This is a genomic window from Psychrobacter sp. UBA3480 (genome assembly GCF_002377945.1).
GTDB lineage: Bacteria > Pseudomonadota > Gammaproteobacteria > Pseudomonadales > Moraxellaceae > Psychrobacter.
The window spans coordinates 160,215-169,248 of sequence record NZ_DFQV01000009.1; the positions used below are offsets into that span (position 1 = coordinate 160,215).

The 9,034-nt window shown below is 42.5% G+C and carries 7 protein-coding genes; 6 read left to right on the forward strand and 1 reads right to left on the reverse strand.

What is annotated here, in order from left to right; all coding sequences use genetic code 11:
* The first annotated feature begins 212 nt into the window (after positions 1 to 212).
* The 5 genes from bamA to B2863_RS03410 all read left to right on the forward strand — a co-directional run bounded on the left by bamA (position 213) and on the right by B2863_RS03410 (position 6,974).
* Positions 213 to 2,612 (forward strand): outer membrane protein assembly factor BamA, encoded by a 2,400-nt coding sequence (gene bamA / locus B2863_RS03390; RefSeq protein ID WP_296207503.1) that lies wholly within the window; start codon positions 213 to 215, stop codon positions 2,610 to 2,612.
* A gap of 146 nt (positions 2,613 to 2,758) precedes the next feature.
* Positions 2,759 to 3,775 (forward strand): UDP-3-O-(3-hydroxymyristoyl)glucosamine N-acyltransferase, encoded by a 1,017-nt coding sequence (lpxD, locus tag B2863_RS03395; RefSeq protein WP_179798710.1) that lies wholly within the window; start codon positions 2,759 to 2,761, stop codon positions 3,773 to 3,775.
* A 52-nt stretch (positions 3,776 to 3,827) separates the two neighbouring features.
* Positions 3,828 to 4,364, forward strand: a complete 537-nt coding sequence (fabZ, locus tag B2863_RS03400) for a 3-hydroxyacyl-ACP dehydratase FabZ (protein WP_057759133.1) — start codon at positions 3,828 to 3,830, stop codon at positions 4,362 to 4,364.
* Between the two features lie 175 nt (positions 4,365 to 4,539).
* Positions 4,540 to 5,319: an acyl-ACP--UDP-N-acetylglucosamine O-acyltransferase gene (lpxA, locus tag B2863_RS03405; RefSeq protein WP_057759135.1), complete on the forward strand. Its 780-nt coding sequence runs from the start codon at positions 4,540 to 4,542 to the stop codon at positions 5,317 to 5,319.
* Positions 5,320 to 5,621: 302 nt separating this feature from the next.
* On the forward strand, positions 5,622 to 6,974 hold the full coding sequence (locus B2863_RS03410) for a sodium-dependent transporter (protein ID WP_191114912.1): 1,353 nt from the start codon (positions 5,622 to 5,624) through the stop codon (positions 6,972 to 6,974).
* Positions 6,975 to 7,117: 143 nt separating this feature from the next.
* Here the strand turns inward: B2863_RS03410 and tgt are convergent, their stop codons facing one another.
* On the reverse strand, positions 7,118 to 8,269 hold the full coding sequence (tgt, locus tag B2863_RS03415; protein ID WP_296207508.1) for a tRNA guanosine(34) transglycosylase Tgt: 1,152 nt from the start codon (positions 8,267 to 8,269) through the stop codon (positions 7,118 to 7,120).
* A 361-nt stretch (positions 8,270 to 8,630) separates the two neighbouring features.
* Between tgt and B2863_RS03420 the strand changes: the two genes are divergently transcribed.
* Positions 8,631 to 9,034: SOUL family heme-binding protein (locus B2863_RS03420; RefSeq protein WP_296207510.1), on the forward strand; the 404-nt coding region annotated here is incomplete at its 3' end.

A 9,034-nucleotide genomic window follows, 5' to 3' on the forward strand; every position in this document is an offset into this window, starting at 1 on the left:
CGCCTATTATAGGCTGATTATTGTTATGATAGGCATGCTACTCTGTGTCGCAGCCTCTGTACTAATCGTAATTTTTAGTTTATTTTGTGATGCAATTTATATAAAGTGTTCTGAGTTACCCTTGCATGGGTTTATAACTTTATGCGCACGGGTTAAACAATACGTGCCTTTTAACTTAACTTAAGCAATTTTTTTATTGACGGATAGTGTTTATGCGTACGCCTTTAATTATGAGCGCGGCTGGGTTGCCGTTAGTTGTAGCGATGATGAGTATGCCAGTACAGGCTGCAGAATTTGTAGTAACTGACATCGGTTTTAATGGCTTACAACGCCTAACCCCTGATAGCCTCTATCCGGTCTTACCTGTTACGGTAGGCGATACGGTGAATGATAGTAGCTTAGCTGCCAGTATTAAGGCGCTATATGCAACTGAGAACTTTGCTGATATTCAAAGCCGTGTCGAAGGTGGCAAGCTAAGATTTGACGTCATTGAGCGTCCAACGATCGCTGAAGTAACCTTTGAAGGTAACAAGCTTATTCCAAAAGAAGGACTTGAGCAGGGACTGAAGAACGCGGGACTGTCTGCTGGTGACGTACTCAAGCAGTCTACTTTGCAAGGCGTGGCCAATGAGCTACAACAGCAATATATTAGTCAAGGTTACTACAATAGTAATATCGAAGTAGATCAAACGGTACTTGATGGTAACCGTGTGAAACTTGATGTGCGCTTTGTAGAAGGCAAGCCTGCTAAAGTTGTCGATATCAACATCATTGGTAATAAACACTTTAGTGATGAAGAGATTAAAGATGTTTTCGCAGTAAAAGAATCTTCGTGGACACGTCTACTATCTAAGTCAGATCGATACGCTCAAGAAAAACTGGCTGCCAGTCTAGAGAGTTTAAAGGCACTATATCAGAACGATGGTTATGTGCGTTTTTCAGTCGATAATGCCGTATTGAACATCAGCGAAGACAAAAGTAGTGTGTTTATCGAAGTTAGCCTAAGCGAAGGCGAACAATACCAGTTTGGCGAAGTGAACTTTTTAGGTAAACCTACCTTTGAAAATAGTGAGCTAAAAGAGCTGGTTAGCTTTGCATCTAATGAAAAATACTCGCAAGCAAAACTAGACGAAACCACTGCTTCTCTTAAAAGACGCTATGGTAACGAAGGCTATTATCTAGCTCAAATCAGACCAGTACCACGTATCAATGACGATACGAAAATGGTCGATGTCGATTATTATATCGACCCTGCACGTCCTATTTATGTTCGCCGTATCAACTTTACAGGTAATATCAAAACGCAAGACGAAGTATTACGTCGTGAGATGCGCCAGTTAGAAGGTACGTTGTCTTCTAATGACAAAATTCAGCTGTCACGCACGCGTTTGATGCGTACTGGCTTCTTTAAAAATGTCACTGTCGATGTTAAGCCAGTACCCAACCAGCCAGATCAAGTTGATGTAAACTATGTGGTTGAAGAGCAGCCTTCTGGTAGCTCAACGATTGCAGCTGGTTACTCACAAAGTGGTGGTGTGACTTTCCAATTGGATCTGACCCAAAACAACTTTATGGGTACCGGTAACCGTGTTAAAGCTGCGCTTTCTCGTTCAGAGACACGTGACTCTTATAGCCTAGGTTATACCGATCCGTACTTTACAGAAAACGGTGTTTCTCAAGGTATCAGCGGTTATTATCGCAAAACCAAATATGATGACGACAACGTTAGTAACTATGTGACCGATTCATATGGTGCGACGCTGAATTATAGTTATCCTATTGATGAAACCAAACGTCTGAGTGCGGGTCTGAATGTGGACAACACAAAGGTTCGTGGTGGTCGTTATCTGGGTATATCTAATGTTCAAGAGATTCTAGACGAGGGCGGTACAAAAACGCCTGAAGTTGATACTGATGGTGTTGCCACTTTCAAGAATGATTATCAGACTTACAATCTATTGTTTGGTTGGGACTACAGTACTTTAGACCGTCCAGTATTCCCTACCAAAGGTATGAGCCATGCGATTGATGCAACCATCGGTCTTGGCGATGCCAATTACCAAAAGCTAACTTATAGCGGCAATATATATTACCCTATTTATAAAGATGTGATCGCGCGTGGTTATACTAAGCTTGGTTATGGTAATGATTTACCGTTCTATGAAAACTTCTATGCTGGTGGTTATGGCTCAGTACGTGGTTATGAATCATCTACTCTAGGACCTAAATCACAAGTTTATCTTGATGCGGTCAATGATCCAGACAACCAAACCTTCACTGCAGAAGAGGTTGGTGGTAATGCGCTAGCAACGTTTGGTGCTGAACTAATTTTACCAATGCCGTTTAAAGGTGATTGGGCAGATCAAGTACGCCCAGTATTGTTTGCTGAAGGTGGTCAGGTCTTTGACACGTCTGATAAAGAAGATCGCACTTTTAATGACTCAGATGTTCCATTACTGACCCAAGATAATGACTTCCGCTACAGTGCAGGTGCTGGTATCACTTGGTATACACCAATTGGTCCAATCTCACTTAGTTACGCGGTACCATTTGGCGACAAAGAAGGCGATGAGACTGAAAAAGTCCAGTTCCAGATTGGTAATACATTCTAAATTAATGACATTACTCTCATCTATCTGAGCAGTTTCAAAGATTGTCTCAAATAGACGGAAATATCATTAGAGCTTAGTAGGTCGTCAAAACGCATTGTTATTTTGGCGACCGTTTCATTTATAAACATATTTTATTAATAGTCATTATGATAACGATTGAGCAACTCATTACTCGAATTGAGCAGCGTCAGCCTATTATTAATAAGGCTGAGATTGATACTGAGCAATTGTGTCAACCATTCAGTAGCGTCGGTAGTTTGACGACAGCCAGTCAGCAGCAGTTAAGTTTTTTGGCAGATCCTCACTATATTTCTAGCTTGGCGAGCAGTGCCGCAGGGGCAGTGTTGGTAACGGAAGCATATCGTGACCAGGTGCCTACCTCAGCGATAGCGCTAGTCGTCTCAAATCCATACCTGGCTTATGCCAGTGCCAGTCAGCTTTTTGCACGTCATTCTTTATCTAACGGAATTCATCCTAGTGCTGTGATTGCAGACAGTGCTGTTATTGGCGAGCAAGTCAATATCGGTCCTTTTTGTGTGATTGGTGACAATGTACAAATAGGGGCGCGTAGCTCACTTGATGCTCATGTCGTGGTTGAGGCCAATACTAGTATCGGTACCGATTGTGTCATTAAGTCGCAAGTCGTTGTTGGGCCTGAGTGTGTCATTGGCAATCACGTTAGATTGCATGCAGGAGTAAGCATCGGATCTGAAGGGTTCGGTTTTGCGCCTACTAAAGATCCTAGTAACACAGGTTGGGAGCGCATTGCCCAGTTAGGCCGTGTCATTATTGGTGATTATGTACGAGTTGGTAGCCAGACGTGTATCGATCGTGGCGCTATCGATGATACCGTTATTGGTAATCACGTGATTATTGATAATTTGGTACAAGTTGCCCATAACGTCCGTATCGGTGACGGTACTGCTATTGCTGCTCAAACTGGCATTGCGGGTAGTACTACGATAGGTAAGCGCTGTATAATAGGCGGCGCTGTCGGTATCACAGGTCATATTGAGATTACAGACGATGTTGTTCTGTCTGGTATGACCATGGTAACCAAATCCATTAAAACCGCTGGCTCATATTCATCTGGTACGGCTGCAATGCCAACTGCTAATTGGCGACGTGCTGCTGTACGTTTTCGTCAGCTAGGCAATAACTAATGCAAACACAAACAAATAATAGATATTCAAAACACAGCAAGGAAGCGTCATTATGAGCAATAACAATATAGATATCCCAACTGATGAAGACGTTAAAAGCTTGGCTGAGCAAGGTCTTACGCTACCATTGACGTATCATACGATTAAGCATTATTTACCGCATCGTTATCCTTTTATGCTGGTAGATCGTATTGTAGCTTGTACGCCAGGCGAGTGTATTACTGGCATCAAAAACGTGACTATTAATGAAGAGTTTTTTAACGGTCACTTTCCTGATGAGCCGATTATGCCAGGGGTATTGATGGTGGAGTCAATGGCGCAGGTGTCAGGAGTGCTTGGTTTTATCAGTGCAGGGCTGACGGCAGAAGACGGTTATCTCTATCTGTTTGCAGGTGTGGATAAGGTCCGTTTTAAACGCCGTGTGATTCCTGGTGATCAGCTTATCATTCGTGCAAAAACTGTGATGCAAAGACATGGTATCTATAAATTTGATTGCACTGTCCATGTCGAAGATGAACTGGCTGCTAGTGCGCAAATTATGATTGCACGCCAAGAGCAGCAAAAACCTGCTAACACGAAGGGTGCTTAAGTTTTTAATAAGCCATACTGCACAAAGAGCGATGTTGAAATCGCTCACTATAGCTACAATAAACAGTTATATATAAACTCTCAACAACGCAACTGGTATTAGCTTCGTTAGTAACACTGAAATAGCGATACTTTTTTATTATTTACTCGCATCAAATGATACAAGGGCCCATCTTATGAGTCAGATTCATCCTACAGCACTCATCTCACCGTCCGCGCAGATTGACGAGACTGCTATCATCGGGCCCTATTGTATCGTTGGTGATGAAGTATCAATTGGTGCGCATACGGTTTTGCATAGACATGTGGTTGTGACTAAGCTGACTCGTATTGGCCAACACAATGAGTTTTATCAGTTTGCAAGTATCGGTGAAGATCCTCAAGATTTGAAATATGCAGGTGAGCGCACCTGGCTTGAAATCGGCGATCACAATACGATTCGTGAAGCCTGCAGCTTACATCGCGGTACAGCGCAAGACGGCGAGCTGACTAAAATTGGCAGTCATAATCTACTGATGGTAAACACCCATGTCGCACATGATTGTGTCATTGGCGATCATAACGTACTGGCCAACAATGTTGGTGTGGCAGGGCATGTGACTATTGGCGACCATACCATCATTGGCGGTAACTCAGGTATTCATCAGTTTTGTACAGTAGATGACTATAGCTTGATTGGCGGAGCAAGCCTCATTCTAAAAGATGTGGCTGCATTTACAATGGTATCTGGCAATCCAGCAAAGGCTCATGGACTCAATATTGAGGGTATGCGTCGTAAAGGTTGGTCAAAAGAAACCATCAATGTATTACGTCAAGCGTATCGTACGATTTTCAGATCAGGTTTGACTACTGCACAAGCGTTGGAAGTCCTACATAGTGAGCTATTGGCTAAAGAGCCAAAAATTCAGCTACTTATTGATTCCTTACAAAATAGCAGCCGCGGTGTTGTGCGCTAAAGAAAGCATAACTCGATTAATGATGAGTTTGATACTTTTAATCAGCTAAATTCTTATGGAATGAAGGCGAATTAGATGAAAGCCATAACTATTTGTTATGGCTTTTTATATTTATGAGCACTTGACTTTTTTGGTCGCTTAGCAGAAACTGAGCGTTTACGATATTGTAATCAATTCTTTCTTAATGTTGCTGGGCGTTTCACATCGAAGCGTTTACTAAATAGTCTAACGGTAAGGCTGACTATTTATGTTGATCAAGGAAGATTATCAGTAACGTTAATTGAAGCACGAGGACGGAAAAAATGGCTATCAATAAACAAGAACATGCCCAATGGAGCTCAAGCTTTGGCTTTGTATTGGCAGCAGTAGGCTCAGCAGTTGGTTTAGGAAACATATGGAAATTTCCATACATGGTTGGCGAAAGCGGTGGTTCAGCTTTCGTTATTGCTTATTTGTTCTGTATCGCGCTGGTCGGTTTTCCGATATTAGTTGCTGAATGGTTAATTGGTCGACGTGGTCAAAAAAACCCAGTCAATACTTTTTCAGACGTAGCAGCGAATGAAGGTAAGTCACGTAGTTGGGGTATTATTGGTGCTACTGGTGTTTTGGGTGGCTTCTTAATTCTATCGTTCTATAGTGTGATCGGTGGTTGGGCGCTTAACTATATCACTAAAGTTGCAACAGGTAGCTTTGCTGGTCAAGACAGTGATTCTGTTGCTGCAACCTTTGATGCTATGCTTGCATCAGCTGGTACATTGACGATCTGGCATACGGTATTTATGATTTTAACCGCTGTCATCGTTGGTATTGGTGTGACAAGTGGTATCGAAAAAACAGCTAAGATTTTAATGCCATTATTGGGTGTGATTCTGTTCGTTATCGTTGGTTACAACGTAATGAACGGTGGATTCGGTGAAGCAGTTGCTTACCTATTTACGCCAGATCTTAGCAAACTAACGGCTGATGTTATGCTTGCAGCATTAGGCCATGCATTCTTCACCCTATCAATTGGTATGGGTATCATGGTCGCTTATGGCTCTTACTTGGGCCGTGAAGTAAACTTGCTAAAAACAGCACGTACCGTTGTTATTTTGGATACGGTTATTGCGTTGGCTGCTGGTCTTGCCATCTTCCCAATCATCTTTAGCAATGGTCTAGATCCTGCATCAGGTCCTGGTCTTATCTTTGTAAGCTTGCCAATTGCTTTCGGTAGCATGGGTGCGGGTACTATCATTGGTGCATTGTTCTTCTTGCTTATTACCTTTGCCGCTATTACTTCATCTATCTCGTTACTTGAGCCAACCGTTGAGTTGTTAGAAGAGCGTACGTCGATGAGTCGTACTGTATCGACTATCGTGGCAAGTACAGTAATCTGGTTGCTAGGTATTGCAGCATTGCTATCGTTCAACCTATGGTCTGACTTCACTATTATGGGTAACGGTATCTTTGATGCATTAGATAAACTTACTAGTAAGTTCCTATTGCCTCTAACAGGTCTGGCTGCAATTGTATTTGTTGGTTGGAAAATGGATCAACGTAACATTCAGCAAGAGCTTGGTTTATCTAATGGTACATGGCAGCTGTGGCAAATCGTTGCAAAATTCATCGCGCCAATCGCTGTTATTGTAGTATTTGTGACGTCATTGATGGGATAGTAGTCAAAATGGATACTATTCGAATCATTAAGTGGTGACCATTGAGTGATAAAAGTAGCACAGTAAAAAGGGCTTAAGATTATTCTTAAGCCCTTTTTTATTTCAACAGATGTCCGTTATACGGTCGTAAATGTTAAACAGGATTAACGCAAGTTTAACTCAGGAACCGTTTGACCGCGTTTGGCATAAAACTCACCGACAAACTCATCAAATTTATCTTGCTCGATAGCATCTCTAACACCCTGCATCAAACGTTGGTAATAGCGTAAATTATGAATAGTGGCTAACTGAGCACCTAGCATCTCTTTGCACTTATTAAGATGGTACAGATAAGCACGGCTAAAGTTTTGGCAAGTATAGCAGTCGCACTCAGGATCTAATGGGCCTTCATCGTTGCGATATTGGCTATTACGGATACGTACCACACCAGCATTGTCTGCATCGCCCGTCACAAAGTAATGGCCATTACGCGCGTTACGCGTTGGCATCACACAGTCGAACATATCTACGCCGCGGCGTACACCTTCAACTAAATCCTCAGGCTTACCAACGCCCATAAGATAACGCGGCTTATCTGCTGGCATATCATCAGGCAGGTAATCTAGGACATCTATCATCTCTTCTTTAGGTTCGCCAACTGAAAGACCACCAATAGCATAACCATCGAAGCCAATCTCTAACAGGCCTTCAAGTGACTGCTGACGCAAATCAGGATACATACTGCCTTGTACAATACCGAATAATGCGTTGGTACTGCCTAGTCTGTTGTGCTCATCGATACAGCGTTGTCCCCAACGTAATGATAGCTCTAACGACTTTTTCGCTTCATCATGAGTGGCTGGATAAGGCGTACACTCATCGAACTGCATGACGATGTCTGAGTTCAAACTATACTGAATCTGCATAGATTTTTCTGGTGAGAGAAATACCTTTGCGCCATCGATAGGAGATTTAAAATTGACGCCTTCTTCGGTGATTTTACGCATTGCGCCAAGGCTAAATACTTGGAAACCGCCCGAATCGGTCAAGATCGGCTTGTCCCAATGCATGAACTTATGCAGGCCACCAAATTTATCAATGACTTCGGTACCTGGACGTAACCATAAATGGAAGGTATTACCTAGAATAATATCAGCACCGATGGCTTCGATATCACGTGGCAGCATGCCTTTGACCGTACCATAAGTACCAACTGGCATAAAGGCGGGCGTTTGCACGTCGCCATGATTGAGATGAACCGTACCACGGCGTGCACGCGTTGCACCGCTGGCCGTTTTATGTAAGACAAATTGCATATGATAACCGCTATTTAAGCTATGAAAATGGCGCTAATTATAGCATTGTTAGCGGTTTTTTTGGACATATAGTCAGAGAATCACTGAACTGCTGCGGCGTTACTCTTCCTAAATGTACTACTTGTACAGTTTTCAGTTGGCGGCCTTGTACTCTTTTTAGCGTTCTCTAGCTATAGTTATTAGGTGTCATCGATATACGCTCAATATACACTTTGGTCAATACCGCTTTACCATAACTAAAAAATACAGATAGCACGCCAAAAGACACAGACAGTGCTAGAGGTCTATTGATACAGTAGAAGTTATACAGGTGAGGTAATAATCATTGCCACATCATGCTTTTAGATGCTGGAGACATAATATGAAAAAGACAGCTTACTTATTATTGAGTGGTTCATTATTGATATCAGGAGGAGCTATGGCAACCGAAGAGCCGAAATACACAGTATTGACCCAAGTAGATGACTTTGAGTTGCGTCGCTACGATGAGCAGCTAGTGGCGCAAACGTGGGTGAGTGGTGACCAAGACTCAGCAAGTCGTGAAGGATTTAAGGTTTTAGCGGACTATATTTTTGGTAATAACACAGCACCAAGTGGAGACAGTAGTAAAATTAGTATGACGGCACCTGTCACGATGCAAGCTAATAACAAAGAAAGTGATAATGAGTCACAAAAAATTGCCATGACAGCACCAGTCAGTATGCAACAAGACGATGGTAAGTGGCGCGTACAATTTACGATGCCTAGTAAATATACGATGCAAAC

What these genes read in the sequence shown, in the direction of transcription:
- lpxD (WP_179798710.1), top strand. Translation starts at nt 2,759, where the DNA reads ATGATAACGATTGAGCAACTCATTACTCGAATTGAGCAGCGTCAGCCT.
- lpxA (WP_057759135.1), top strand. Translation starts at nt 4,540, where the DNA reads ATGAGTCAGATTCATCCTACAGCACTCATCTCACCGTCCGCGCAGATT.
- bamA (WP_296207503.1), top strand. Translation starts at nt 213, where the DNA reads ATGCGTACGCCTTTAATTATGAGCGCGGCTGGGTTGCCGTTAGTTGTA.
- tgt (WP_296207508.1), bottom strand. Translation starts at nt 8,269, where the DNA reads ATGCAATTTGTCTTACATAAAACGGCCAGCGGTGCAACGCGTGCACGC.
- fabZ (WP_057759133.1), top strand. Translation starts at nt 3,828, where the DNA reads ATGAGCAATAACAATATAGATATCCCAACTGATGAAGACGTTAAAAGC.
- B2863_RS03410 (WP_191114912.1), top strand. Translation starts at nt 5,622, where the DNA reads ATGGCTATCAATAAACAAGAACATGCCCAATGGAGCTCAAGCTTTGGC.